Source organism: Quisquiliibacterium transsilvanicum (assembly GCF_014202215.1).
GTDB classification, from domain to species: Bacteria; Pseudomonadota; Gammaproteobacteria; order Burkholderiales; family Burkholderiaceae_E; genus Quisquiliibacterium; species Quisquiliibacterium transsilvanicum.
In genome coordinates this window covers 580,072-603,990 of sequence record NZ_JACHGB010000002.1, presented here as the reverse complement: position 1 = coordinate 603,990, position 23,919 = coordinate 580,072, and the positions used below count along the sequence as shown (strand labels likewise).

Annotated in this window: 19 protein-coding genes and 1 pseudogene; 12 read left to right on the top strand and 8 right to left on the bottom strand. The window is 70.8% G+C overall.

Going from position 1 to position 23,919, the window contains the following annotated elements; genetic code table 11:
• The first annotated feature begins 25 nt into the window (after positions 1-25).
• Positions 26-1,594 (top strand): class I adenylate-forming enzyme family protein, encoded by a 1,569-nt coding sequence (locus HNQ70_RS06235; protein ID WP_183965327.1) that lies wholly within the window; start codon positions 26-28, stop codon positions 1,592-1,594.
• Between the two features lie 103 nt (positions 1,595-1,697).
• Here the strand turns inward: HNQ70_RS06235 and HNQ70_RS06230 are convergent, their stop codons facing one another.
• The 5 genes from HNQ70_RS06230 to HNQ70_RS20605 form a co-directional block, all read right to left on the bottom strand.
• Positions 1,698-2,369 carry an SOS response-associated peptidase gene (locus tag HNQ70_RS06230; RefSeq protein ID WP_183965325.1) on the bottom strand — a complete coding sequence of 224 codons (672 nt, stop codon included), beginning with the start codon at positions 2,367-2,369 and terminating at the stop codon, positions 1,698-1,700.
• A 36-nt stretch (positions 2,370-2,405) separates the two neighbouring features.
• A complete protein-coding gene (locus tag HNQ70_RS06225) occupies positions 2,406-3,197 on the bottom strand; it encodes an alpha/beta fold hydrolase (protein WP_183965323.1) in 792 nt (263 codons plus the stop codon).
• Between the two features lie 639 nt (positions 3,198-3,836).
• The gene (locus tag HNQ70_RS06220; protein ID WP_183965321.1) at positions 3,837-4,691 is read right to left on the bottom strand and encodes a patatin-like phospholipase family protein; all 855 of its coding nucleotides are present in this window, start codon (positions 4,689-4,691) and stop codon (positions 3,837-3,839) included.
• Positions 4,692-4,955: 264 nt separating this feature from the next.
• Complete coding sequence (locus HNQ70_RS06215; RefSeq protein WP_183965319.1) at positions 4,956-5,396, bottom strand: hypothetical protein; 441 nt, start codon at positions 5,394-5,396, stop codon at positions 4,956-4,958.
• 47 nt (positions 5,397-5,443) lie between these two features.
• Positions 5,444-5,824 carry a high-potential iron-sulfur protein gene (locus tag HNQ70_RS20605; protein ID WP_425504338.1) on the bottom strand — a complete coding sequence of 127 codons (381 nt, stop codon included), beginning with the start codon at positions 5,822-5,824 and terminating at the stop codon, positions 5,444-5,446.
• 213 nt (positions 5,825-6,037) lie between these two features.
• Between HNQ70_RS20605 and HNQ70_RS06205 the strand changes: the two genes are divergently transcribed.
• Genes HNQ70_RS06205 through HNQ70_RS06175 form a run of 7 tightly spaced genes read left to right on the top strand, consistent with a single transcriptional unit; the run spans position 6,038 to position 12,498 of the window.
• Positions 6,038-6,709: a thermostable hemolysin gene (locus HNQ70_RS06205; protein ID WP_221302657.1), complete on the top strand. Its 672-nt coding sequence runs from the start codon at positions 6,038-6,040 to the stop codon at positions 6,707-6,709.
• Positions 6,693-8,210: an AMP-binding protein gene (locus tag HNQ70_RS06200; RefSeq protein ID WP_183965313.1), complete on the top strand. Its 1,518-nt coding sequence runs from the start codon at positions 6,693-6,695 to the stop codon at positions 8,208-8,210. Before HNQ70_RS06205 ends, HNQ70_RS06200 begins: the two co-directional genes overlap by 17 nt.
• Positions 8,207-8,860 carry an iron-containing redox enzyme family protein gene (locus HNQ70_RS06195; RefSeq protein ID WP_183965311.1) on the top strand — a complete coding sequence of 218 codons (654 nt, stop codon included), beginning with the start codon at positions 8,207-8,209 and terminating at the stop codon, positions 8,858-8,860. The genes HNQ70_RS06200 and HNQ70_RS06195 overlap by 4 nt, the downstream gene beginning before the upstream one ends.
• A 10-nt stretch (positions 8,861-8,870) precedes the next feature.
• Entirely contained in the window at positions 8,871-9,662 is a 792-nt protein-coding gene (locus HNQ70_RS06190) for an SDR family oxidoreductase (protein WP_183965309.1), read from the top strand.
• Positions 9,663-9,674: 12 nt separating this feature from the next.
• A complete protein-coding gene (locus HNQ70_RS06185) occupies positions 9,675-10,340 on the top strand; it encodes a tetratricopeptide repeat protein (RefSeq protein WP_221302656.1) in 666 nt (221 codons plus the stop codon).
• 35 nt (positions 10,341-10,375) lie between these two features.
• Complete coding sequence (locus HNQ70_RS06180) at positions 10,376-11,035, top strand: response regulator (RefSeq protein ID WP_183965307.1); 660 nt, start codon at positions 10,376-10,378, stop codon at positions 11,033-11,035.
• Positions 11,035-12,498 carry an ATP-binding protein gene (locus HNQ70_RS06175; protein ID WP_183965305.1) on the top strand — a complete coding sequence of 488 codons (1,464 nt, stop codon included), beginning with the start codon at positions 11,035-11,037 and terminating at the stop codon, positions 12,496-12,498. The genes HNQ70_RS06180 and HNQ70_RS06175 overlap by 1 nt, the downstream gene beginning before the upstream one ends.
• Before the next feature lie 16 nt (positions 12,499-12,514).
• Here HNQ70_RS06175 and HNQ70_RS06170 read toward each other — a convergent pair whose 3' ends face one another.
• A complete protein-coding gene (locus HNQ70_RS06170; RefSeq protein ID WP_183965303.1) occupies positions 12,515-12,871 on the bottom strand; it encodes an LPXTG cell wall anchor domain-containing protein in 357 nt (118 codons plus the stop codon).
• Positions 12,872-13,011: 140 nt separating this feature from the next.
• On the opposite strand from HNQ70_RS06170, the gene HNQ70_RS06165 reads away from it, so the two are divergent.
• Positions 13,012-13,233 carry a CsbD family protein gene (locus HNQ70_RS06165; protein WP_183965301.1) on the top strand — a complete coding sequence of 74 codons (222 nt, stop codon included), beginning with the start codon at positions 13,012-13,014 and terminating at the stop codon, positions 13,231-13,233.
• A 122-nt stretch (positions 13,234-13,355) separates the two neighbouring features.
• Here HNQ70_RS06165 and HNQ70_RS19900 read toward each other — a convergent pair whose 3' ends face one another.
• Together HNQ70_RS19900 and HNQ70_RS20510 are read right to left on the bottom strand one after the other, a co-directional pair.
• Positions 13,356-13,637, bottom strand: coding sequence for a helix-turn-helix domain-containing protein (locus HNQ70_RS19900; protein ID WP_221302692.1), 282 nt, complete (start codon positions 13,635-13,637; stop codon positions 13,356-13,358).
• A 75-nt stretch (positions 13,638-13,712) separates the two neighbouring features.
• Positions 13,713-13,910: pseudogene (locus HNQ70_RS20510) on the bottom strand (type II toxin-antitoxin system RelE/ParE family toxin); the annotation flags it as partial.
• Positions 13,911-14,231: 321 nt separating this feature from the next.
• On the opposite strand from HNQ70_RS20510, the gene recC reads away from it, so the two are divergent.
• From recC to recD, 3 genes are read left to right on the top strand one after another with little or no spacing between them, the layout of a single operon-like run.
• Positions 14,232-17,978, top strand: a complete 3,747-nt coding sequence (gene recC / locus HNQ70_RS06155; protein ID WP_183965297.1) for an exodeoxyribonuclease V subunit gamma — start codon at positions 14,232-14,234, stop codon at positions 17,976-17,978.
• Positions 17,975-21,745, top strand: coding sequence for an exodeoxyribonuclease V subunit beta (gene recB / locus HNQ70_RS06150; RefSeq protein ID WP_183965295.1), 3,771 nt, complete (start codon positions 17,975-17,977; stop codon positions 21,743-21,745). The genes recC and recB overlap by 4 nt, the downstream gene beginning before the upstream one ends.
• Complete coding sequence (gene recD, locus HNQ70_RS06145) at positions 21,742-23,781, top strand: exodeoxyribonuclease V subunit alpha (protein WP_183965293.1); 2,040 nt, start codon at positions 21,742-21,744, stop codon at positions 23,779-23,781. The genes recB and recD overlap by 4 nt, the downstream gene beginning before the upstream one ends.
• Positions 23,782-23,919 lie beyond the last annotated feature (138 nt).

Genomic DNA, 23,919 nt, shown 5'->3' with positions numbered 1-23,919 from the left:
ACGCGCAATCCAACAGGAACAACCAATGCGGATCATCGACTTCTTCGACCGTGGCGCACTGATCGCACGCAACCGCGCCTGCACGCACGACCTCGAAACCGGGCTCGAACGCACCTACGCCCAGGTGCAGCGAGCCACCCACCAGATCGCCAACGGGCTGCTGCGCCTGGGCGCCGTGCCGGAGCGGACCAAGGTGGCCGTCTACAGCCCCAACTGCGGCCGTGCGCTCGAATCGATCCTCGGCGTCCTTCGCTCGGCCGCAATCTGGGCGCCGGTCAACGCCCGGAACTCGACGCAGGACATTGCCTACCTGCTGGACAACAACGACGTCGAGATCCTGCTCTACCACAGCGACTACGCGGACCGCATCGAGGAGCTCCGCGCTGCGTGCCCGAAGCTTCGCGCCTTCGTGCCGATCGACGCCGATGCGCCCGACGCACAGCAGTCGGTGGACCGCTGGCTGGCAGCAGCGTTCGTACCCGCGCCGGAAGCGACGGAGCGCCCAGATGCGCCCATGGCAGTCTTCGGATCCGGAGGGACCACCGGCCGGCCCAAGGGCGTGGTGCACAGCCACCGCACGTGGGAGTGCCTGGCGATGAATGTAAACGTCTCGATGCCGCCGAAGGCCGGTGAACCGGTGCACCTGGTCGTGGCGCCGATGACGCACGCCGCCGGCGCGATGACGCTGCCGCTGCTCGCTGTGGGCGCGACGCACGTCCTGATGAAGGCGTTCGACTCGAAGGCCGTGCTCGACGCGATCGAGACGCACCGGGTGACGCACCTGTTCCTGCCGCCGACCGCCGTCTACATGCTGCTTGCCGATCCGGGTGTGCGCAGCCGCGACTACTCGTCGCTCGAATATTTCGTCTATGCAGCAGCGCCGATGTCGGTCGAGAAGATACGGCAATCGATCGAGGTGTTCGGGCCGGTGATGGTGCAGACCTACGGGCAGACTGAAGCCGGCGCGCTGATCGGTACCTTCTTCTCCGCGCAGGCGCACGTCCACGCTCTGCGCGAGCGCCCCGGGCGCCTGGCGAGCTGCGGACAGGCGACGCCCCTCACGAAGGTGAAGATCGTCGACGACGAAGGCCGGGCGCTGCCGCCCGGAGAGCGCGGCGAGATCGCGATCGGAGGAGACTTCCAGATGATCGGCTACTACAAGAACGACGCCGCCACCGCAGAGGTCCGGCGCGACGGCTGGATCCTCACCGGGGACGTGGGCCAGATGGACGAGGACGGCTTCGTGTACATCGTGGACCGCAAGCGCGAGATGATCATCACGGGCGGCTTCAACGTCTACCCGTCGGAGATCGAGCAGGCGATCTTCTCGCACCCGGCGGTCCAGGATTGCGCGGTCATCGGCGTGCCCGACGAGAAATGGGGCGAGGCGGTCAAGGCGATCGTCCAGCTAAAGCCGGGCGCCGCTGCCACCGAGGCTGAGATCATCGACGCCTGCAAGCAGCGCCTGGGGAGCGTGATGGCACCCAAGAGCGTCGACTTCTGGCCGGAGCTGCCGAAGAGCGCGGTCGGCAAGGTGGTGCGCAGGACGGTACGCGAGCAGTTCTGGGCGGGGCGCGAGCGGGCGATCGTCTAGCCGGTCTGTCTAGACGCAAGTCTGACGGGTGGGGCGGTGTGAAGTTGAGAGCGGGCCATCCGGAGCATGAAGGTCACCGGACGCGGGAGATGCGGCCAGGGGCCTACACGCTTCGAAGTGCCCTGGCGACCGGCCCCGCGTCGAACACATCCACCCGCGGCACCCGCATCAGCGCCCGGGCATCCTCGACCGATCCCGCCAGCCAATGCTCCGCGTCCGCTCGCTCGATCGGGATCACGCTGCGCTTGTCCTGGGCGTCCGGTGGCAGCGCGGGGTCGGGCTTGTGCATGCGACCCATCAGCGCGTGCCCATCGGCGTTGATCGTGAGCATCGTGTAGCTCTCGTGGATCTCGCCGGTGGCGCGGTCGATCCAGGTGTTCCGCAGCCCGGCCAGGCCCCAGGGCTCGCCGTCGGCGCGCCGGAAGCGCCACCAAACATTGCGGCCGGTCTCCCAGTTGGGCTCGTCGAAGCTGACGGCCGGGATGATGCAGCGCTGCCCGCGCGCCCAGGCGGTGCGGTAGGTCGGCCTCTGCGCGAGTTCCTCGCTGCGGGCGTTGATGGTCGAGTAGCGGATGTCCGGCGCCGAGGCGAAGTGCGGGATCAGGCCCCAGCGGCCGACGACGAGCTCGCGGCGGCCGTCGCGGTCGAGGCGGACGAACGGGCCGGGTGCGCGCGGGAAGATCTCGCGCGGCCAGGGAGGCAGCGGGTTGCGCCGGCCGATCTCGAAGAAGCGCTCGATGTCGGCCTGCTCGGGGCTGACGTATCGGTTGCACATTGCGCCCTCCCGGCACTGAGCGCCTTCGGTTGCAAGTCAGCCGAGACGCTCGGCGAAGAAGCTGTCGATCTCTCGGGCAACATCCATCGGCCGGGTCATCGCAGGCAGGTGGCCCGATCCCTTCATCACGACCAATCGACTGCCAGGGATCAGGGAGTGCATGTACTCCATCACCTCGGTCCGGCAACGCACATCCAGTTCGCCGTGGATCAGAAGCGTGGGCAGCGCCAGTCGTGGGAGGCTGTCCGCCCAGTCGACCTGCTCGGTCGGCTTCATCGTGAAGATCCGGTCGGCCACGTCCGGCGTGGACCGCGACAGCACGTTAACTGCCCACCGCCTGATGTGCTCGCTGTCTGGTTCCGGCACGCACCCCGCGGCGAACCACTCCAAGTGATCGCGGAAGGTCTCGCCGGGCCATTGGGACGGCACCGGCCGCGCCGCTGGCGCCTCGCCAGGCAGTTGCACCTCCCCGTGCCCGTTCATCAGCAGCAACCCGTCGAAACGCTCGGGGCTGCGGAGTACCGCCCGTAGCGCCGTTACCGTTCCCCGGGAGAATCCGGCCATCACACAGCGCTCGATCTTCATCGCGTCCATCACCCGGAAGACGTCGTCCACCAGCGCCTCGTGCGAGATCCGCTCCACCGGCACCACGGTCTCTCCGGCGCCGCGGTGGTCGTAGACGACGGTTCGCCAGCGTTCACTCAAGGGTGCCAGCGTCGCGATCCAGTCCTCGAAGTTGCCGATCCAACCGCTGTGCGCAAGGATCGTGCGCGGCCCCGCGCCGAAGCTGAGGGCGAAGACCTTGTTGCCGTCGATGTCCAGAAACATATCTTTCTCCCGAGACGGTATCCATCCGCGATACTGCGGGCGCGTGCCGCAGTAATGCCACGCCACCGGCCGAGCGTTGCTCGGTCCCCGTCGACACGCTCTCCCTCGGCAGCACGCTGGCAGCTACGAGCCGGGTTGGCAGCACTTGGACCTGCGCGCGCTGTGGGACCAGAGACATCGGCAGCTTCATGCAACCGCAGACGGAAATCAAGATCACAGCGGACACTCCCAACGACGGATGCGTGCCGACCGCAGCCTCCATGCTGTCCGGCCCCTGGCACAGTTGCTCGACGTTGTTTACACTTGCCTCACCGTCGTAGCAGGCGACTCCTTCACACGGCAGGGGTCACAGGTTCGAACCCTGTGCCGCCCACCAGATTTCCCACGCGGAATCCAAGACTTACGGCGCCTTCGGGCGCCGTTTGCACTTCTGGTGTCTGGAACCGGTCCAAGACCGCCCCCTGCGACGCTGGCGCGAAATGGATGACGATGACTGCGCACTGACCAGTTCGTGCGTCGATCCGACGCCCTTCCCTGCTGGATCGGGTTCGGCAACCTCGACCGTGCCGATCGCCGCCACGCCCAACTCGATCTGGCCGCGCTGGCGGAATCGCCGCACAGATCAGCGTGCTTTTCGCGTCAATGGGTGTGCGGGCGCAGCGCCTTGGGTATGCGCTCGCGGTGCAGCCCGCCGCGGTCGAGCCAACGCTGGGTCTGCTCGCCGGCGCGCTCGATCAGTTCACCGGCGTGGGAGAAGTCGTAGGGCGACACCTCGAGCGGACACAGCGGCGGCACCGTGACGATCTCGGCCAGGTCGCGGTAGCGCTCGAGTTCCATCACCAGCTGATGCGCGATCAGCAGGGTGATGGCGTGCAGTGCGCTGGCGAGCGCTCCGCGCGGCGGTGCCGCGAGCGAGCAGGCGAAGCCGGTCGGCAGCACGATCACGCGCCTGGCGCCCAGCTCGACCGCGACACTAATCGGCGTGTTGGAGGCGACTGCGCCATCGATCAGGTAGTGCTCGCCTATGCGCACGGGCGGAAACGCAGCGGGTATCGCGCAACTGGCGAGCACGGCATCGACGACCGGTCCGCTGGACAGGCGCACCGTGCCGCCGCCCATCAGGTCGGTGGCCACCAGATGTAGCGGCAGGGCCGCCTGTTCGATGGTCCGGTACGACAGATGTTCCTCCACGAGCCGGCGCAGCCCGCGAGGATCGACCGCGGAGCCGCGCCTGAGCAGGCCCAGCGCACCGCGCCAGCCGATGGCAAAGACCTCGCTGCGGCGCAGGCCGCGCCAGATCGCCTCGAGCCGCGCGACGCCGCCTGCGTTCGGCGCGCCGGCAAAGTAGGCGCCGTTGATCGCCCCCACCGATGAACCGACGACCAGATCCGGCGCCACGCCGTGGGCGACCAGCGCGCGCAGCATGCCGACCTGCATCGCGCCGAAGCTGCCGCCGCCGGCCAGCACCAGGGCCGTGGGCGTGACGTCTTTCATGCAATCCATGGGCTCATCCGACCGTCCCGGCGAGCGGATCAGCCTGTACCCTGCGATCGCCCTGGCGCGTGGCAATCGTGCCGTGCGCGACTTGCTCGCGTCCGCGCAGCCTGGACTCATGAGCGGTCACTTTGTGTCTCCCGTCGATCGCGTTGCCAGGGCGTTGGATGCGGCGACGCCGCGTGGCGTTCCCACGTCGATGCAACGGGGCGGCATTTGCGCGGTCACTGTCCTGCTGCGACTCCCGCTGCCCGCCCCAGACACTCACCCGTCGGCATCAACCCCGTCGCCGACCTGCCAGTGCCGCCCGCAGCGCGCACAGTGCACTGCCAGCGCGCGCCCGTCCGGCGGCTGCAGCGGGTCGCAGCGGAAGCCGAAGCGCTCGCAGCCGGGGCACACGGCCTGCTCGCCCAACATCGCCGCCAGGTACATGCCGGTCGCGTAGCGTCGCCATGCGAACCAGGCCAGCAGCGCGCCGGCGGCAACGAGCGAGGCGTCGAGGATGAGCTCGGCGGCCGAGCCCCGCAAGCGCAGCAGCTCGACGCCAGCGGCAACGATCACCATCGACAGGAAGCAGGCGGCAAGCCAGGCGTGGGCCTCGATGAGCCTGCGCTCGTACCAGCGGCGGAATCCCAGCCGGGCGATCGCCCGAAGCAGCGCTACGCGCGAACTGGAACCCGGGTGGCGGGCAGGGGCGGATCGCATGACGCTCTCCTGAAGCCCACACTATGCTGCGCCGCCGCCCTGCCCGCCTACGACCGCTTCGCCCACAGCGTGCACCAGCCGTCCGGCACGATCTGGCCTTCGACCAGCCTGCAGCTGCCTGATTCCGCGATGAAGTGCTGGCAGTCGGCGCACCGCCTGCCCTCGTTCGGCTGCGCCTGATAGTTCACGCTGGCCTGCGGCACCTTGACGGGACCTGCGCCAGCCGCCGAGCCGGCGCTCCCGGGCGTCGCGCCCGACGAGGCCGCAGGCGGAGCCGCGGACGGGGACGATCCGGATGAGCCCGAGTTGGACGACGACTGAGCTTGCGGCGGCCTGTCGCTCGAGTCGCAACCCCAGATGACGGTCGGCAGGCACACCCCGCAGCCGATCCCCAGCGCTCGGCGCAGGACGTCCCTGCGCGTGGACATTCGATCGTTTGCCATGGTCGGTCCTCCTGACTTGAGCACCCTCGACTGAACCGCACGTCCAGCCGAGCAGAAAAGCTTGCGCCTTCCAGACGCGGCACGCAATGCTGCGTTCCGGCCGTCACGCGCGGCAGCCAGTTAATGTTCACCTAAGGCGCGCCCGCCAGCATCCGATCCCGGATTCATTCATGGCGACGACCTGTGAAACCATTGGGATTGGATCGAAGTGCGCCGCGGGCGCGCAGCCGCGGCGAGACGGCGGGACTGAAGCTCGTCCCCGCGCTGCACGGCGAGCGACGGGCGAGCGTGGAGGCCTTCATTCGCCGGCGGTTTGCCGAGCGCTACCAGGCGAAGGTGCGGCACTTCATGCCGCGCCTGCTCGGGCTGGAGTCGGGCGACGCCAGCCTGCACGGCGCGGTCGGATACCGCAGCGCCGGCGAATTCCCGCTGTTCCTGGAGCGCTATCTCGATGTCCCCATCGAGCAGGCCATCGGGCAGCGCTTCGACAGGCCGGTGGCGCGCGACGAGATCGTAGAGGTGGGCAACCTCGCCGCCGCCGGGGTCGGAACGGCCAGGCGCCTGATCGTCGCGCTGACGGACCTGCTCGCGGCGGAAGGCTTCCGCTGGGTGGCCTTCACCGGCACCGCCACGCTGCTGAACAGTTTCCTGCGCCTGGGCCTGTCGCCCTGCGTGCTCGGCCTGGCCGACCCCGCGCGCGTCGGCGACGAGCTACCCGACTGGGGCACCTACTACGACGACGGACCGCAGGTGATGGCCGGCGAGATCCTCGGCGGACACCAGCGGCTGTCGAAGCTCGGCGTGTACGGTCACCCGGATGGCCTGGCCTGGTTCGATTCGATGGAGGCGTGCCATGTCGCCCGCCATTGAGGAACTCTGGCGCGCGCTGGGCGAGCACGGCGCGCAGCCGGCCGTCCAGGCGGGCGGGCGAACGCTGACTTACGCGCAGCTGCGCGATGCGGTGCGGCAGCGCATGGAGCTGCTGGCGACGCTCGGCGCACGGCGCGTTGCACTGGCACTGGACAACGGGCTGGACTGGGCGCTCTGGGACCTGGCGCTGCTGTTCAGCGGGCGCGTCTGCGTCCCGCTGCCGGACTTCTTCTCGGCGGCGCAGCAGCGGCACGTGCTGGACAGTTCGGGCATCGATACGCTGATTTCGGCCGGACCGATGCCTGATCGGCCAGCGGCGCCGGCCGAGCGGGGCGCGATTGCCGAACTCGCCGGCGCCTGCGGCTTCGCGGATGGCGGCGACGGTATCTGGCAGCGCAGGCCGGCGAGCGTGCCCGCAGTGCCCACCGGCACGCTGAAGATCACCTACACCTCGGGCACCACCGGCCAGCCGAAAGGCGTGTGCCTGGACGGCGAGGCGCAACTGGCGGTTGCCCGCAGCCTCTGGCAGGCCAGCTCGGGCTGCGGCGTGGAGCGGCACCTCTGCGTGCTGCCGCTGGCCACGCTGCTGGAGAACATCGCCGGCATCTATGCGCCGCTGCTCGCGGGCGCGTGCATCGAGCTGCGCCCCATGGCCGAGATCGGCCTGCAGGGCGCCAGCGGCCTGGACCTGATGCGCTTCGTCGGCGCAATCGGCGCAAGCCGGCCGCACAGCCTGATCCTCCTGCCGCAGCTGCTGCTCGCGCTGGTGGCGGCTGCCGAGCGCGGCCTGCCCCTGCCGGACAGCCTGCGCTTCATCGCCGTGGGCGGCGGGCGGGTGGCGCCGCAGCTGCTGCAGCGCGCGGACGCGCTGGGGCTGCCGGTGTTCGAGGGGTATGGGCTCTCGGAGTGCGCGTCGGTGGTCTGCCTGAACACTCCGTCGGCGCGCCGCATCGGCACCGTCGGCCGCCCACTCGCGCACGCGCAGGTGCGCATCGCCAGGAATGGCGAGGTGCAGGTACGCGGCGCGCGCATGCTGGGCTACCTGGGCGAGCCGCCCCTGCAGCGGGGCTGGCTGCACACCGGCGACCTCGGCCACTTCGAGGATGGCTTCCTGGTGCTGCACGGCCGCATCAAGAACCAGTTCATCACCGCGTTCGGGCGCAACGTGAACCCGGAATGGGTCGAGGCCGAGCTGATGCAGCAGTCGCCCGTCGCACAGGCCTGGCTGCACGGCGAGGCGCTGGCGCGGAACGTGGCCGTGCTGGCGCCACGCAGCCCGGAGTGCAGCGACGCCGAGCTCGACGCCGTCGTGGCCGCCGTCAATGCCCGTCTCCCCGACTACGCCCGCGCGCACCACTGGCTGCGCGCGGACGCGCCCTTCAGCGCCGCGAACGGCCTCGCCACCCCCAACGGCCGCCTGCGTCGCGATGCGCTGTTCGAGCATTACCGGGCCGCGATCGACGCGCGGCTCGCCACGCAACACGACGAGATCCGCGCATGACCTTCTTCCAGCAGCTCCAGGACCAGACCGCCGCCGAGCGCGAGTACCTGCTCGCCGCACCGATCATCCGCCAGGCCATGGCCGGCGATGTCGGCCTCGACAGCTACGTGGCCTTCCTCACGCAGGCCTACCACCACGTCAAGCACACGGTGCCGCTGCTGATGGCCTGCGGCGCGCGCCTGCCCGAGCGCCTCGAATGGCTGCGCGTGGCGATCGCCGAGTACATCGAGGAGGAGACCGGCCACCAGGAGTGGATCCTCGACGACATCGCCGCCTGCGGCGCCGATGCGGATGCGGCGCGCGCGGGCACGCCGGCCCTGCCCACCGAGCTGATGGTCAGCTATGTGTACGACCGGATCGCGCGCTGCAATCCGGTGAGCTTCTTCGGCATGGTCAACGTGCTCGAGGGCACGAGCATCGCGCTGGCCACCCGGGCCGCCGGGATCATCCAGGACCGACTAAAACTGCCGAAGCAGGCGTTCAGCTACCTGAGCTCGCACGGCAGCCTGGACCTCGAGCACATGAAGCTGTTCGAGGGGCTGATGAACCGGCTGGACGGCGACGACGAGAAGGCCGCCGTGGTGCACACCGCCAAGGTGGTCTACCGCCTGTACGGCGACATGTTCCGCAGCCTGCCGCTGTCCGCCTGAGGAGCGCGCGATGAAACTCTCCGAATGTCGTGTGTTGCTCACCGGCGCCAGCGGCGGCATCGGGCAGGCGCTTGCGCAGCGGCTGGCCGCCGGCGGGGCCAGGCTCCTGCTGGCCGGTCGTCAGGGCGAGGCCATGGAGGAACTGGCCCTGCGGCACCCCGGGCAGGTGGGCCTGGTGCGCGCCGACCTGCGCCTGGCCGAAGGCCGGGAGGCGGTGATGGCTGCCGTGCGCCAGTTCGGCGGCCTGAACTGCGTGATCAACGCCGCCGGGGTCAACCAGTTCGCGCTGCTCGAGCGCCAGGACGAAGACGCGATCTCCCGGCTGATCGAGCTCAACGTCACCGCCACGCTGCAGCTCACGCATCGCCTGCTGCCGCTGCTTCGGATCCCGCCCAGGGCGCTGCTCGTCAACCTGGGCTCGACCTTCGGATCGATCGGCTATCCGGGGTTCGCGGCGTACTGCGCCAGCAAGTTCGCGATGCGCGGCTTCTCCGAGGCGCTGCGCCGCGAGCTTGCCGACAGCCGCATCAAGGTGCTCTACGTTGCGCCGCGCGCCACCCGAACCTCGATGAACTCCAGCCCCGTGGTCGCCATGAACGAGGAACTGCACGTGGCCATGGACGACCCGCAGGCAGTGGCGGCGCAGATCGTGCGGGCGATCGAGCGCGAGCGGGAGGAGCTCTACATCGGCTGGCCCGAGAAGCTCTTCGTGCGGCTCAACGGGCTGCTGCCCCGGGTCGTCGACCAGGCGCTGCGCAAGCAGTTGCCCGTCATCCAGCGCTTTGCGCGAAGCAACCACTGAAGGAGCCGACCAATGAACGAAACGACCATGAACACGCTGCGCAGGATCTTGCTGCTGATGCTTGCGCTGACCAGCCTGCCCGCCCTGGCCTTGAGCACTGGCGGCCTGGGCCAGCTGGAGCGAATCCAGGGCCGCTGGGCCGAGATCAACTACCAGTTGCCCGCCGCGCAGCGCGAAGGCGCCTTTGCGGAGCTGGCGGCGCTGGCCGGCAACGCGGTGAGCGCCGAGCCGCAGGCGGCCGAGCTGCACATCTGGCGCGGCATCGTCCTGAGTACCTGGGCCGGCGCCAAGGGCGGGCTGGGCGCGCTCGACCTGGTCAAGCAGGCCAGGTCCGAGCTGGAGCAGGCGCTCAAGCTCGACCCCAGGGCGCTGGACGGCTCCGCCTACACCAGCCTCGGGACTCTGTACTATCAGGTGCCCCGCTGGCCGATCGCTTTCGGTGACGACGAGAAGGCCGAGGAGCTGCTGAAGAAGGCGCTGACGATCAACCCCGATGGCATCGACCCCAACTACTTCTACGGCGACTTCCTGCTGCGCAAGAAGCGCTATGCGGAAGCCAGGACGGTCCTCGAGAAGGCCCTGGCAGCGCCCGACCGCCCCACCCGTGCCAGCGCCGACGCAGGCCGCCGCGCCGAGGCGCGGGCACTGCTCGAAGTGGTCAAGGGAAAGCTTGGATAAGCGCGCGGCGCAGGCGAGGCCGGAACGGAGCGGCCGTGCGCATCCTGCTGGTTGAAGACGACGTCGCCCTTGGCGAGGGCATCCGCGTGGCGCTCAAGCCCGAGGGCTACACGGTGGACTGGCTGCAGGACGGCGCCAGCGCGCTGCACGCGCTGACCCACGAGAGCTTCGAGCTGGCCATCCTGGACCTGGGCCTGCCACGGATGGACGGTCTGGAGGTGCTCAGGCGCCTGCGCTCCTCAGCCAATCCGGTGCCCGTGCTCGTGCTCACTGCCCGCGATGCGACCGGGGACCGCATCGCCGGGCTGGATTGCGGCGCGGACGACTACCTGGTCAAACCCTTCGACGTCGCGGAGCTGAAGGCGCGGCTGCGGGCGCTGCTGCGCCGCAGCTTCAACCGCCCGCAGCCGGCGCTGGAGTACCGCGACATCCGCCTGGACCCGGTCAGCCAGCAGGTCAGCTATCGCGGCCAGTCGGTGGTGCTGCAGCGCAAGGAGTTCCTGCTGCTGCACCAGCTGCTGTCGCAGCCCGGCCGCGTGCTGACCCGCGACAAGCTCGATCAGGCGCTGTACGGCTGGAACGAGGCGGCGGAGAGCAATGCGCTGGAGGTGCACATCCACCATCTGCGCAAGAAGTTCTATCCCGAGCTGATCCGGACAGTGCGCGGCGTGGGCTACCTGGTGGACAAGGCCTGATGCGCTCGATCCGTGCCCGCATCCTCGTTCTTCTGCTCGCGCTGCTCGGCCTCTCCCTCTCGCTGATCTCCTTCAAGACCTACCGCGACGCCGAGCACGAGCTCCAGGAGGTCTTCGACGCCGAACTGGCGCAGACGGCACGGCTGCTTGCCGGGATGGTCAGCCGTGACATGCAGGCCGAGGCTCGGGCGGTCCTGCAGGCCTCGCTCGACGAAGCGGTGCGACTCGCGGAAGGCGAGGAGGCGCAGCGCCTGGGCCACAAGTACGAGGGCAAGCTGGTCTTCTTCGTGTTCGATTCCGTTGGCAATCGCCTGCTGCAGTCGGCGAGCGCAGCCGCCGCCGATCTCGAGCAGTCCGTGATCGACGAGGTCCGCCCCGCCTCGGCCGCGGGCGCAGCCGGCAAGGTCGATGGCCTGGTGGGTCGCATTCCGGCCGGCTACCACGATGCCGTGCACAAGGGGGTTCACTGGCGGCTGTTCATGCTGCACGACCAGGCCGACGACCAGCGGATCCTGGTCGGCGAGCGTGCGGACGTCCGCGGCGAGCTCGCTGAGAGCATCGCGCTGCAGAGCCTGCTGCCCGCCCTGATCGGCCTGCCGCTGATGGCCGTGTCGATCTGGCTCGCGGTCGGCTGGGGACTTCGTCCGCTCAGGCAGATGGTGCGGATGCTCAAGCGCCGCGACCCGGACAACCTGTCGCCGCTGCTGCTGGCCCCGGTGCCCGATGAGCTGTCGCCGGTGGTGGCGTCGCTCAACCGCCTGCTGCTGCAGGTCACCGAGCTGCTGGAGCGGGAGCGGCGCTTCGTTGCCTACGCCGCGCACGAGCTTCGAACGCCGCTGGCGGTGCTGCGCCTCCAGGCGCACAACGCGGCGCATGCGCAGGATCCGCTCGACCGCGACGAGGCCCTGGGGCAGCTCGACAGCAGCGTCGCGCGCGCCACCCGGGTGGTGGAGCAGCTGCTGACCCTGGCGCGGCTGGAGCCTGGCGCGGCCACGCTGGAGATGCGGCGGCAGGACCTGCTGACTCTGGTGCGCAGGCAGCTCGCCGAGCTGGCGCCGCTGGCGCTGGAGCGTCGGCAGGATCTGGCGCTGGAAGCCGACGAAGGCCGGGACTACGACGCGCTGGTCGACGAGCACTGCTTCGGCGCGCTGCTGCAGAACCTGGTCGGCAACGCGGTTGCGCATGCCCCCGAGGGGGGCAGCATCCGGGTCAGCCTGCGGGCGGCAGATCAGGCCGTGGAGCTGAGCGTGCAGGACAGCGGTTCCGGCCTGCCGCCCGATTTGCGCGACAGGGCTTTCGAGCCATTCTTCCGGGAAGGGCCCGGACAGGGCGCCGGCCTGGGGCTGTCGATCGCTGCCCGGGTGGCGGAGCTGCACGGCACCCGGATCAGCCTCGGCGACAGCCCACTCGGCGGGCTGGCGGCGCACGTGGAGTTTCCTCGGCCGCGCACGCCTGCGGGGTGAGCGGCGGGCGGAGGCGTCAGTCCCGCCTTCGCCGTATGGCCAACAGGCCGGCGAATCCGAGGCTCAGAATTCCGAGCAAGGCGGGCTCGGGGTCCCCGAGCGTTGAGAACAGCGCAAGCTTTTCGGTTTGCGCTGTTCGCAGGCTTCCGACTGCGTTGGCCGCCTGGCCCTGACTTTCGATGATTGCCTTGTCGTCGGGTGTCGTGACCGGGGTCGCACGAACATCGACGGCCCACGAATTCGCCAGCAGGAAGATCAGGAGTGCGCGTCGCAAGGCGTTGGCTTCCAGGAAACGTAGGACTTCAGCGGACGCCGTCGGGATCGCGCCGGTCTCGAGTGGAGAACTGCCGCGAGCCGGGGCACCTGCCAGCATTCGTGGATGCTTTCATGTTCGCCAGGCGTCGTCCGTTCGGTAACGCACCCAGCCGCCGGCCACGCGTTACGTTCGTCAGCGCACAGACCGCCGGGAGCGGTGGGCCGAAACTGGGCTTTCCATCGAAGAAGGAGACGCAAATGAACTGGGATCAGATCGAGGGCAACTGGAAGCAGGTCACGGGCAAGGTCAAGGAGCAGTGGGGCAAGCTGACCGATGACGACCTCGACGTCGTCTCCGGTCGCCGTGACCAGCTCGCGGGCAAGATCCAGGAGCGCTATGGGATCGCCAAAGACGAAGCCGAGAAACAGCTCGCGGATTGGGAGCGCAAGGCGAGCGATTCCTGGTTCACCAAGCGCTAGGCTGGAAGGACCGCGCTTGCCGATGCGATGGCGAGCATTGGCAAGCGCTGAGCGCTGAGCCCTGGCGACGCGCGGCTGGCCAACCGTCGCGCCCTACGCGGCCAGTGATTCCATTGGAGCGCCTAAGCCGCCGGCTGCACTTCCATCGTCACCCGCAGCCCCGCCGCGTGTGCAAGCCTCACCAGCGCATCCAGGCTGAATACGTCGATCTTCCCTCGCAGAAGGTCCGAGATTCGCGGCTGCGTCACGCCGAGCTGCGCCGCGGCTTCGACCTGGGTCAGGCCTGCGGCTTCGATCCGATCTCGCAGCGCCATCATCAGCTCCGATCTGAGCCTGAGATTGTCGGCCAATTCTGGATCGTCTTCGATCGCATGACAGACATTGGCGAAGCGCTTGGATTTCATCAGCCAGCCTCCAATACGAGCTTCCGAAACCTCGATCTTGCGAGTTCGAGGTCCTTGCTTGCAGTCATCGCGAATACGGATCTCCCGAACGCCGACGCCGATGGAGGACATCGGCTTCCAGTCCGCCGACGGGCGGCCGGTCTGCACCCGGTGGATCTGGTGTCCGGCTTCGTGCTTCGCCGCATCTGGAAATGCCCGCAAGGCACTGAGTGAGTCGCCAATGAATTCTACTGAGCGAGCCGATCCATGGAGGGAGTATACAAACTTCTGCATATTTCGTGCTCGACGCCCCAGAACTGCGGGAATGGCCGCAAACCCTTGCTGTTCCCGGACCTCTCATCTGTCGATTCAGCCGAAGGTCCTAGCTCTTCAACACGCGTAGTTGGCCCGCTCGCGCGGCCGAAGAACGTAGGTGACCCGCCCCCTGCACAGGATTGCCTGAGCCACGAACGCGGGCGCTCCCTGCTCCCGTGTTGTCGCGGTGCCCGATTGTTTAGACTCCCGGAGTCGCGACGCTCGCCTCGTTGAGACGACGAGCGCTGCCCCCTCGCGCGAATCGCCCGCTTCCCTGCCACACGCCCCACCCGCCCCGGAATGCCCGCTCCCCTGACCCCCGGTTTCATCGCCCTCCACGGCAACCGCACCGAGGTGCTGCTCGACGCGGTGGCGGCCTGGCTGCAGCAGCATCCGCTCGGGCCGCTGGAACCTGAGGTGGTGCTGGTGCAGAGCAACGGCATGGCCGAGTGGGTCAAGATGGCGCTTGCCCAGCAGGCCGGCATCTGCGCGTCGGTGAGCGTGCAGCTGCCGGCCCGCTTCCTGTGGCAGACCTACCGTCAGGTGCTGGGCCGCGCGGAAGTGCCCCCGGGCTCGCCGCTCGACGAGACGGCGCTGGCCTGGCGGCTGATGCGGCTGCTCCCTGCGCTGTCGCTGGAGCCGGGCTTCGAGCCGATCGCCGGCTATCTTGCGGACGACTCGCCGGGCCGGCGCTTCCAGCTCGCGCTGCGCATCGCCGACCTGTTCGACCAGTACCAGGTGCATCGGCCCGACTGGCTGGGCACCTGGGCCGACGGGGGCGAGCTGCTGCTGGATGCCGGCGGGGCCGCCACGCCGCTGCCCGAGGACCAGCGCTGGCAGGCGCGGCTGTGGCGGCGGGTGATCGGCGAGCTGGCCCCCGGGCAGCGCGCGCTGACGCGCCCCCGGGTGCACGAACGCGCGCTCGAAGCGCTGACCGCTCGCGCACCGGGCGACGGCGCACTGGTTCACGGCGCACGGGGCCACGGCGCACCGGCCGGGGCGCGCAGCGACGCGCTGCCCAGGCGCGTGGTGCTGTTCGGGCTGACTCACGTGCCGCTGCCCACGCTGCAGCTGCTGGCGGCGCTGTCTCGCCACAGCCAGGTGCTGCTCGCCATCCCCAACCCCTGCCGCTTCCACTGGGCCGACATCATGGACGGCCGCGAGTGGCTGCGCAGCGCGCGCCGGCGCCTGCCGCTGCGCGAGGGACGCGACCTGCAGGTCCTGGGCCTGGAGCAGATGCACCTGCACGCTCATCCGCTGCTGGCCGCCTGGGGCCGGCAGGCGCGCGACTTCGTCCGCCAGCTCGATGCCTTCGACGATGCGGAGCAGGCGAAGGCGCGCTTCTCGCTGCCGCGCGTCGACCTCTTCGACGAGGACGAGGACGAGGGCGCGCCGCTGCTGACCCAGGTGCAGAACCGCATCCGCGACCTGGTGCCGCTGGGCGAACACACGCGAGAGACGCCGCCCGCGACTGACCGCTCCATCGTATTCCACGTCGCCCACGGTCCGGTGCGCGAACTGGAGATCCTCCACGACCAGCTGCTGCAGCTGCTCGCCGATCCGCCCGGCGGCAGGCCGCTGCGCCCGCGCGACATCGTGGTGATGGTGCCGTCGATCGATGCGTTCGCGCCCGCGATCCGCGCGGTGTTCGGCCAGTACGGTCGGCACGATCCGCGGCACATCCCCTTCGACGTCGCCGACCTGTCGGCGCGCGCCAGCAGTCCGCTGATGACCGCGGTGCAGTGGCTGATGCGCCTGCCCTACGAGCGCTGCCGACTCTCGGATCTGTGCGCGCTGATCGACGTGCCGGCGATCGCGGCGCGCTTCGGCATCGACGCCGACGGACTGCCGGTGCTGGCGCGATGGATGACTGGCGCGGGAATCCGCTGGGGGCTGGACGAGGCGCACCGCGCCGGCCTTTCGCTGGAGGCGTGCGGCGGGCAGAACACCGCGCTGTTCGGCCTGCACCGGATGCTGATGGGCTACGCAGCGGGCCGCGCCGACCAAGCGCCGGCCGAGACGCCCTTCGCGGACATCGAGCCCTACGACGAGGTGGGCGGGCTGGACGCGGAGCTCGCGGGTGCGCTCGCCCGGCTGCTCGAGCGACTGATCCGCTGGGAGCAGGAGAGCCGCACGCAGGCGGCCCCGGCGGACTGGGCGCAGCGCCTGCGCGCCCTGCTCGTGGACCTGGTGCGGCCGCGCGACGACGGGGACCGCGACACGCTGGCCGCGCTGGACGACGCGCTGGGCGCCTGGATCGACGCCTGCGACGATGCGGGCTTCGAGGACGCATTGCCGTTGGACGTGGTCGGCGACGCCTGGCTGAGCGTGCTCGAGGCGCCGTCGCTGGGCAAGCGCTTTCGCGCCGGCGGCGTCACCTTCTGCACGCTGATGCCGATGCGCGCCATTCCCTTCGAGGTGGTCTGCCTGCTCGGCATGAACGATGGCGACTATCCGCGGCGCGGCACGCGCAGCGACTTCGACCTGATGGCCCAGCCCGGACAGCAGCGGCCCGGCGACCGCGCCCGGCGCGACGACGACCGGCAGCTGATGCTCGAGGCCCTGCTCTCCGCGCGACGGCTGCTGTACCTGAGCTGGTCCGGCCGCAGCGTGCGCGACAACGGCGAGCAGCCGCCGTCGGTGCTGGTCTCGCAACTGCGCGACTACCTGGCCGCCGGCTGGTCGCAGCAGACGGTCGACGAGCGCACCACCGAGCATCCGCTGCAGCCCTTCAGCCGGCGCTACTTCGAACGGGGCGCGCCGCTGTTCACGCATGCGCGGGAGTGGCGGGCCGCGCACGCGCCCGACGCGGCGGCCGCCACGGGCGCAGCGGTCCGGGAGGCAGGGGCCGCGGCGAGCGCGACCGTCCCGGACACAGGAGCCGCCCGCGTGCCGGCACCCTTCGAGCCGGGCGCCGCTGTGCCATTGACGGTCGCCAGGCTCGCCGCCTTCCTGCGCAATCCCGTCAAGGCCTTCTTCAGGGACCGGCTGGGCGTGCACTTCGACGAGACGCTGGAAGCGGTGCCGGACACCGAGGCCTTCGGCTTCGACAAGCTCGAGGAGTACGGACTGGTCGACGAGCTGACCGAGGCGGTGGTCGCGGCCCTCTCCGAAAGCACATCCGGCGAATCCGTCCGGGAAGCAGGGCATTCCGTCCGAGACGCCGGTCACTCCGCCGGTGACGCCGGTGACGCTGGCGGCGCTGGCGGCGCCGGCGCGCCGCCGGCTAAAGACGACCTGTTGCGGGCGATCGACCTCCAGCTGCGCAGCCTGGAGCGCGCCGGGCGCCTGCCGATCGGCGGGATGGCGGCGCACTCCCGCGCCCACTTCGCCGCGCTGCTGCTGCCGATGCTGAGCAGTTGGCGCCAGGCACTGGCCGACCACCCGCGCGAGGTGCCGCGCCAGGCGCTGCGTTTAGAGCACCCGGCCAGTCCGATGGAGGACTGGCTGGACCGCCTGGTCGCCGGTCCCGACGAGGCCGACGCGCCGCGCTGGCTGGAGCTTTCACCGGGCCGCCTGCTCGATGGCAAGGACAAGCAGGGCCAGAACGGCGACAAGCCCCGGAAGGATGCGAAGAAGCCCGCGGTCCGCGCCGACAAGCTCGTCAGGCCCTGGGTGCTCGGCCTGCTCGCCGCCGCCTCGGGAGCGCCGACCGGAGGCCTGCTGGTGGCGCGCGACTGCGTCCTCGAAATCCGGCCCCTGGAGGTGGAGTCCGCGCGCGCGACGCTCGCCATGCTGATCGATTCCTGGCGCGAGGGCATGGCGGCGCCGCTGCCGGTGGCGATCAGGACCGCCCTCGATTTCGTGACCGGCAAGGACCCGGTGCCGACCTACGATGGCCGGGAGGCCGAGAACGCGATTCCGGGCGAGGGCACGGAATCCTGCCTGGCCCGCTGCTACCCGGACTTCGAGTCGTTGAGCGCCGACGGCCGCTTCGAGACGCTGGCCGGCGAGCTCTACGCTCCGCTCGCCCTCTGGGCAGCACAACACGTCACGGTGCGCCCCCACGCGGGGCCGGCCGGCGCCACGCAAGGGTCCGCAGCATGAGCCATCTCCTGGATGCCGCCACCTTCCCGCTGCACGGCAGCCGCCTGATCGAGGCAAGCGCCGGCACCGGCAAGACCTGGACCATTGCCGCGCTCTACCTGCGCCTGGTGCTCGGCCACGGGCCTGAGGGGGCGCGCTTCGGGCGCGCGCTGCTGCCCGCCGAGATCCTGGTGATGACCTTCACCCGGGCGGCCACCAAGGAGCTGTCGGACCGGATTCGCGCCCGCCTGATCGAGGCGGGCCAATGCTTCCGGGGCGACGCCACGCCCCAGCCGGGCGACACGCTGCTGTCCCGTCTGCTGGCCGACCATCCGGACCCCGCCGATCGAACCCAGGCGGCCTGGCGCCTGTCGATGGCCGCCGAGGCGATGGACGACGCCGCGGTCTTCACCATCGACGCCTGGTGCCAGCGCATGCTGCGCGAGCATGCCTTCGACAGCGGCAACGCCTTCGACGAGGAGCTGGACGCGGACGAGGACGCGCTGTTCGCCGAGGCGACGCAGGACTACTGGCGCCAGCAGTGCTACCCGTTGTCCGCCTGGCAGCTGAGGGTCGCGCTGGGCGTCTGGCCCGACGTGCAGGCGCTGGCAAAGGACATGCGGGCGCTGGTCGGCAAGCCGCTGCCCGCCACGGACGACAACGAGACCCTGGGCGGCTGCATCGACCGCGTGCAGGGCGGGCACGACGCGACGCTCGAGCAGATGAGCGAAGGATGGGTCGAACGCGCGCAGCGGATGAAAGAATGGATTGACGCTCAGCTCGCCGAGAAGCCCTGCGGCTGGGAGAAGTCCCTGCTCAAGTCGAACTGGTATCCGAACTGGCTCGCGTTGGTGGCCGTCTGGGCGCGCGATCCGAAGGCGGCGCCGCTCCAGCTCACCGAGCCTGCGCGCCGCCGGCTGATCCCGGCCGGAATGCTCGAGGCCCGCAAGGCCGATGCCCCACCGATCCACCTGCCGGAGGACTTCGCGGCCCTGGAGGCGCTGCTCGAGGCCTGTGACGCGCTGCCCGACCCCAGGGTTGCGCTGCGGCTGCACGCCGCCGGCCACGTGGCCCGCCGCATGGCCGAGCTCAAGCGCCGCGCCCGCCGCTTCGGCTTCGCCGACATGCTGCACCGGCTCGACGACGCGCTCGCCGGCCCGCAGAGGCAGCGCCTGCGCGAGCGCATCCTGGCCCAGTACCCGGTTGCCCTGATCGACGAATTCCAGGACACCTCGCCGCTGCAGTACCGGATTTTCGACGCGCTGTACCGCGCCGGCGCCAACGATCCGGACTCCGCGCTGCTGCTGATCGGCGACCCGAAGCAGTCGATCTACGGCTTTCGCGGCGCCGACATCCTCAGCTACCTGCAGGCGCGGCGAGCCACTGTCGGCCGGCACTACGCGCTCGGCACCAACTACCGTTCGACCGGGCCGCTGGTGGCCGCGGTCAATGACTGGTTCACGCAGGCCGAGGCGCGCGACGGCGACGGCGCCTTCATGTTCCGCAGCACTGACGACGACCCCCTGCCCTTCGAGCCCGCGTCGGCCAGGGGACGCGAGGAGCGCTTGCGCTCGACGCAGGGCCCGGTGCCGGCGCTGACGGTCGAGTACGACCTTCAGTTGCTCAGCGCAACGGACAGCCGGCGGCTGTTCGCCGCGCGCTGCGCCGAGCGCATCGTCGGCTGGCTCAACGACGAGGCCGCCGGCTTCGACCATCCGCAGGCCGGCTTCCAGCGGCTTCGGCCCGCCGACATCGCGGTGCTGGTGCGCACCGGCATCGAGGCCTCCGCGGTGCGGCGCGAGCTGCGCCAGCGCGGCGTCGCCTCGGTCTACCTGTCGGACAAGGACTCGGTGTTCGCGAGCGACGAGGCGCGCGACCTGGTGCACTGGCTGCGCGCGGTGGCCTCGCCGCTGGATGCCCGGCTGGTGCGCGCCGCGCTGGCGACGCGCACCGTGGGCCTGCCGATCGAGGAGCTGATCCGGCTGGCCGGCGACGACGAGGCCTTCGACGCACGCAGCGAGCAGGTGCGCGAACTGCACGGCGTCTGGCGCGACCAGGGCGTGCTGACCATGCTGCGCCAGACCCTGCATCTGCTGGACCTGCCGGCGCGCTGGCTGGCGGAACCGGACGGCGAGCGCAGGCTGACCAACTTCCTTCACCTCGCCGAGCTGCTGCAGAACGCCAGCGGCCAGCTCGAAGGAGAGCAGGCCGCGATCCGCTGGCTGGGGATGCAGATCGAGGGAGGCGAAGGCACGACCGACGAGCAGGTGCTGCGACTGGAGAGCGACGCCGATCTCGTGAAGGTGGTGACGGTGCACAAGAGCAAGGGCCTCGAATACCCAGTGGTGTGCCTGCCCTTTCCATGCAGCTTCCGTCGGGTGGAGCGCAAGAACACCAGCCATCTGAACCTGCCGGACGACTCGGGCCATCGCGAAGTGAAGCTGCAGTACAGCGACGCGGAGCTCCAGCGCGCCGACCGGGAGCGGCTGCGCGAGGACCTGCGGCTCTTCTACGTGGCGCTGACCCGCGCGCGGCATGCGCTGTGGATGGGCTTCGCCGCGATCAAGGTCGGCAACGGCAACGATTGCCTGACGCATCTGAGCGCCGCGGGCTACCTGCTCGGCGGCCCCCAGGCCCGCGGGCCGTCGGACTGGCTGGCGCCGCTGGAGGCGCTTGCCGTGCGGGCTGCCGGACCGGACGGCGCCGTGACTGCCGCAGGCGCCGCCGACGGAGCCACGGACGTAGCCGCCGAAGGAGCCTCCGTCGGAGCGGAGTCGCGCGCAGGCGCGCCCCGCCGGATCGTGCTGCGAGCCGCCGGCCAGGACCTGCCCCGCACCGCGCTGCGGGCGCGCGAAGCGCCGCCGCCGCTGCAGGACCGCCCGCCCTACGACGCCCGCTTCGAGCGGAGCTGGTCGCTGGGCAGCTTCTCGTCGCTGGTGCGCGACCTGCCCGCGCCGCCGCTCTCGCCCACCCAGGGCCGGCGCCCCGCGGCGGACGAGCAGGCCGGCAGCGACGCCCTGCCGATGCCCGGCGCCTCGCCGGCCGCGAACCTCCCGCCCTGGCATCGTTTCCCCGGCGGCCCGCTGGCGGGGGACTTCCTGCATGGCCTGCTCGAATGGCTGGCCGCCGAGGGCTTCGCGCTGGCCGGCGACGAGGCGCTGGCCGCCGGCCTGCGCCGGCGCTGCGAGCGCGCGGGGCACGGCCAGCGGGCCGACGAGCTCGTCGACTGGATGAGGGCCATCCTGGCCACGCCGCTACCGAGCCTGGGCGTCCCTCTGCAGGAGCTGCGGGTGCAGCAGGCCGAGCTGGAGTTCTGGCTGCCGTCGGAGCAGCTGCGCGCCTCGGCAGTGGACGCGGGCTGCCGGCAGGCACTGCTCGGCGGACGGGCGCGCCCCGAGCTGCCGCAGCGGGTGCTGCACGGGATGCTGATGGGCTTCGCCGACCTGGTCTTCGAGCACCAGGGACGCTACTGGGTGCTCGACTACAAGTCGAACCGGCTCGGCGAGCACGGCGCCGACTACGACCGAGCCGCGCTGGAGGCCGCAATGGCGCATCACCGCTACGACGTGCAGGCCGCCATCTACCTGCTGGCACTGCACCGGCTGCTGCGCGCGCGGCTGGGCCCGTCCTACGATCCCGCGCGGCAGCTGGGCGGCGCGCTGTACCTGTTCCTGCGCGGCATCGACGGCCCGGAGCGCGGCGAGTACGCGATTGCCGCCGACGCCCGCGTGCTGGGACTGCTCGACACCCTCGACCGGGCGCTCGCTGCCGAGGAGGCGCAGGCATGAACCTAGCCGCCAATCCAGTCCGTCCGGGCGCCCCCGCGGCGATCTGCCCCGGCACCGGAGAGCTGCTCGAGCGGCTGCGCGCCTGGAGCGATGCGGGCCTGCTGCGCCACCTGGACAGCGCCTTCGCCGTCTTCATCGCCACCCTCGACCCCGAGGCGTCGCCGGCGCTGCTGGTCTCGGCGGCACTGCTGGCCCAGGTCGAGGGACGGGGCCACAGCTGCCTGCCGCTCGCGCCGCTGCCGGCCGACCCGCAATCGGTGCTCGCCTGGCCGGCCGAGACGCACGCGGCAGTCGATGCGCTGTGGCGCAGTCTTCCCGCGACGCCCGCAGCCTGGCTGGCCGAGCTGCAGCGCAGCCCCACGGTGTGGCGGGTCGGCGCCGGCGCGGACCTCGGTCAGCCGCTGGTCGTGGACGGGGAGGACGCGGCGCCGCGCCTCTACCTGCGCCGCTACTGGCGCCAGGAACGGACGGTAAGCATGGCGGTCGTCGAGCGCAGCGCCAGCCCTGCGCAGGTCGACGAAGCGCGTGCGCGGGGCTGGCTGGATCGGCTTTTCCCCGCTCCCACCGACACCCTGACGCTGGACTGGCAGAAGCTCGCCTGCGCCGTAGCGCTGCGCGGACGGCTGTCGATCATCACCGGCGGCCCCGGCACCGGCAAGACCTACACCGCCGCCCGGCTGCTGGCGCTGCTGTTCGCGATGAGCGAGGCCCCGGACCGGCTGCGCATCGCGCTGGCCGCGCCAACGGGCAAGGCGGCCGCGCGCCTGACGCAGTCGATCGACAGCTCGCTGCAGGAGCTGCAGCAGGGCCTGGGCCCGGCGCTCGACCTCCAGCTGCTCACGCGGCGCATCGGCGCGGCTCGCACCCTGCACGCGCTGCTGGGCGCCCGCCCCGACACGCGCCGCTTCCAGTATCACGCGGGCAAGGCGCTGGACGTGGACGTGGTGATCGTCGACGAAGCCTCGATGGTCCACCTGGAAATGATGGCCGCCCTGCTCGAGGCGCTGCCGGCCGACGCCCGGCTGATCCTGCTCGGCGACAAGGACCAGCTGGCCTCGGTGGAGGCCGGCGCGGTGCTGGGAGACCTGTGTCGCGACGCGGCGGCAGGCCGCTACGGCAGCGAGACCGTGCGCTACCTGCTCGAGACCACCGGCATGCGCCTGCCGGAGCGATACCTGTCGGAGCAGGAGCCGGCGCCAGCGCTGGCCCAGCAGACCGTGATGCTGCGCGAGAGCCGGCGGTTTGGCGGCCCGATCGGCGCGCTGGCACGCGCGGTCAACGACGGCACCGACCCCGCCGAACCCGGCCGCCTGATCGCCACGGACCGGACCGGTGCGCTGTTCGGGGCGCAGGACGGCCGGCTGGCGACCGTGATCGAGCTTGCCGTCGATGGGCGCCCGGGCACCAGCGCCGGCTACCGCGATTACCTGGAACTGCTCGCCCGGGGCCCGGGGCGCGACGATGCGGACGGCCATGCCGGATGGGCAACCGGGGTGCTCAAGGCCTTCGACCGCTTGCGCATCCTGTGCGCGGTGCGCGATGGCGACTGGGGCGTGCAGGGCCTGAACCGGGCGATCGAGCGCGCGCTGGAGCAGACTGCGCGCAGCGACGGCAGCGGCAGGCTGCTGGCGCCGCGCGGCGCCTGGTACCCCGGGCGCCCGGTGATGGTCACCCGCAACGATCCTGCGCTCGGGGTATTCAACGGCGACATCGGCATCGCGCTGCCCGCCGGCGACGCGGGCGGGCGTCTGCGGGTGTACTTCCTCGACGGCGACCGGCTGCGCTCGGTGGCGGTGAGCCGGCTGGCGCACGTGGAGACGGCCTTCGCGATGACGGTGCACAAGAGCCAGGGCTCGGAGTTCGAACACACGGTGCTGGTGCTGGCGGCGCACAGCGGCAACGTGCTCAGCCGCGAGCTGGTCTACACCGGCATCACCCGCGCCCGCAGCGCCTTCAGCCTGGTGGCGGAGCGGCCGGGCCTGCTGGAACAGGGCGTGCGGCAGGCGACGCGAAGGGAGAGCGGGCTGGTGGCATGAACGCCGCCGCGCGGCGCGCCGTGACCGCTGGCGGGCGCCCTCGCCACGACCGCCCTGCATCGCCGATAATCCGGCGACTGCCCGCCCCCCGGCGCCCCTCCACCGCCCCAGCCCGCCCACCGCCATGTCCAACCCGAT

Excerpts from the sequence above, each read along its gene's own strand:
- recB (WP_183965295.1), top strand. The coding sequence starts at position 17,975 with ATGAGCCATCTCCTGGATGCCGCCACCTTCCCGCTGCACGGCAGCCGC.
- HNQ70_RS06185 (WP_221302656.1), top strand. The coding sequence starts at position 9,675 with ATGAACGAAACGACCATGAACACGCTGCGCAGGATCTTGCTGCTGATG.
- HNQ70_RS06190 (WP_183965309.1), top strand. The coding sequence starts at position 8,871 with ATGAAACTCTCCGAATGTCGTGTGTTGCTCACCGGCGCCAGCGGCGGC.
- recD (WP_183965293.1), top strand. The coding sequence starts at position 21,742 with ATGAACCTAGCCGCCAATCCAGTCCGTCCGGGCGCCCCCGCGGCGATC.
- HNQ70_RS20605 (WP_425504338.1), bottom strand. The coding sequence starts at position 5,824 with ATGTCCACGCGCAGGGACGTCCTGCGCCGAGCGCTGGGGATCGGCTGC.
- HNQ70_RS06170 (WP_183965303.1), bottom strand. The coding sequence starts at position 12,871 with ATGCTGGCAGGTGCCCCGGCTCGCGGCAGTTCTCCACTCGAGACCGGC.
- HNQ70_RS06225 (WP_183965323.1), bottom strand. The coding sequence starts at position 3,197 with ATGTTTCTGGACATCGACGGCAACAAGGTCTTCGCCCTCAGCTTCGGC.
- HNQ70_RS19900 (WP_221302692.1), bottom strand. The coding sequence starts at position 13,637 with ATGAAATCCAAGCGCTTCGCCAATGTCTGTCATGCGATCGAAGACGAT.
- HNQ70_RS06165 (WP_183965301.1), top strand. The coding sequence starts at position 13,012 with ATGAACTGGGATCAGATCGAGGGCAACTGGAAGCAGGTCACGGGCAAG.
- HNQ70_RS06235 (WP_183965327.1), top strand. The coding sequence starts at position 26 with ATGCGGATCATCGACTTCTTCGACCGTGGCGCACTGATCGCACGCAAC.
- HNQ70_RS06215 (WP_183965319.1), bottom strand. The coding sequence starts at position 5,396 with ATGCGATCCGCCCCTGCCCGCCACCCGGGTTCCAGTTCGCGCGTAGCG.
- HNQ70_RS06175 (WP_183965305.1), top strand. The coding sequence starts at position 11,035 with ATGCGCTCGATCCGTGCCCGCATCCTCGTTCTTCTGCTCGCGCTGCTC.
- recC (WP_183965297.1), top strand. The coding sequence starts at position 14,232 with ATGCCCGCTCCCCTGACCCCCGGTTTCATCGCCCTCCACGGCAACCGC.
- HNQ70_RS06195 (WP_183965311.1), top strand. The coding sequence starts at position 8,207 with ATGACCTTCTTCCAGCAGCTCCAGGACCAGACCGCCGCCGAGCGCGAG.
- HNQ70_RS06200 (WP_183965313.1), top strand. The coding sequence starts at position 6,693 with ATGTCGCCCGCCATTGAGGAACTCTGGCGCGCGCTGGGCGAGCACGGC.
- HNQ70_RS06230 (WP_183965325.1), bottom strand. The coding sequence starts at position 2,369 with ATGTGCAACCGATACGTCAGCCCCGAGCAGGCCGACATCGAGCGCTTC.
- HNQ70_RS06220 (WP_183965321.1), bottom strand. The coding sequence starts at position 4,691 with ATGAAAGACGTCACGCCCACGGCCCTGGTGCTGGCCGGCGGCGGCAGC.